The 1,033-nt window shown below is 29.2% G+C and carries 3 protein-coding genes; all 3 read left to right on the top strand.

The features are described 5' to 3' along the window. The first annotated feature begins 154 nt into the window (after window positions 1–154). Entirely contained in the window at window positions 155–526 is a 372-nt protein-coding gene (locus BUB01_RS22645; RefSeq protein WP_072993994.1) for a gp53-like domain-containing protein, read from the top strand. Between the two features lie 27 nt (window positions 527–553). Beyond that, the gene (locus BUB01_RS22640) at window positions 554–931 is read left to right on the top strand and encodes a hypothetical protein (RefSeq protein ID WP_072993991.1); all 378 of its coding nucleotides are present in this window, start codon (window positions 554–556) and stop codon (window positions 929–931) included. Then, window positions 931–1,033, top strand: a 103-nt coding sequence (locus BUB01_RS24050; protein WP_143152569.1) for an XkdX family protein, incomplete at its 3' end; no start/stop codon positions are given. The genes BUB01_RS22640 and BUB01_RS24050, both read left to right, overlap by 1 nt.

Raw genomic sequence — 1,033 nt, 5'->3', positions numbered from 1 at the left:
TGGAATTCAAGGTCTTAAAGGAGAAAAAGGGGATATGGGTCCACAAGGACCTAAAGGAGAAAGTGGAACTCAAATAATTACAGCTAATACAAAACCCGTAGGACAAGTAAATGGACGAATATGGATACAAACATTATAGAAAGGAACTGATAATATGGGACAAACCAAAAAAGCAATTTATAAGATTGATAATGGAGTGGATTTTGATACTATACATCTTCAAACAGATGTTGAACAAATATTATCTAATATAGATTTAAGCAAAATAGACTATAACGGCTTCGTAAAGCTGAATAAAGATTTAATTTTGCAATTTAGAATTTGCACTAACAGAGGAAGTTTCGGAAGATATGATTTTCCAATAGTTTTTCCAAACCGCTGTATAAGTATTCAAGCTACTGCAAGTGATCCGAACAACGCCGCAGCAACAATAACATCGGTTAATAAAAATAATTTTGATTTGCAAATTACTCAATTAAATAGTAGTGGATATGCATCTGCATTCGTATGGGCCATAGGATGTTAAATATTAAAAGAGAAAGAGGTGACGCAAATGCTATATGTAGCTTATAAAGAAAATGGTCAATTCGATGGATTTTATACTGAAGATATACATGGAGAAAATATACCAAAACAATCTTTAAAAATAACAGAGGATTTATGGGCAGAACTTTTAAAAGATAATTATAAATATAAATTAAATCTCACAGAAGACAAAATATTAAATTTATCAGATAAAGACACTTATTTTGAAAAAGTAGAAGTTAAAATAATTGCTATTCCTCAATTGCCTAACGCGCAGGAGCTATTAACACAACAAGTAACAAATTTAACAATAGAAAATAAAAAGAAAGATTTATTAATAAGTAGTCTTGCTAAAACTGTAGCTGAACAGAATATTAAAATATCTAAAATAGGAGGTACAAATTAATGTTTGAATTTTATAAGATTTTTTATAGCATGGGATATCTAAAAAAAGATGTTTTAAAAGAAGCTTGCAAGTGGGCTTGTATAACTAAAGAAGAGTTTAAAA

The sequence above is a fragment of the Clostridium cavendishii DSM 21758 genome (genome assembly GCF_900141845.1).
GTDB classification, from domain to species: domain Bacteria; phylum Bacillota; class Clostridia; order Clostridiales; family Clostridiaceae; genus Clostridium_AG; species Clostridium_AG cavendishii.
Note: the sequence above shows the minus strand (reverse complement) of the source record. Positions and strands in the feature narration are given on the sequence as shown.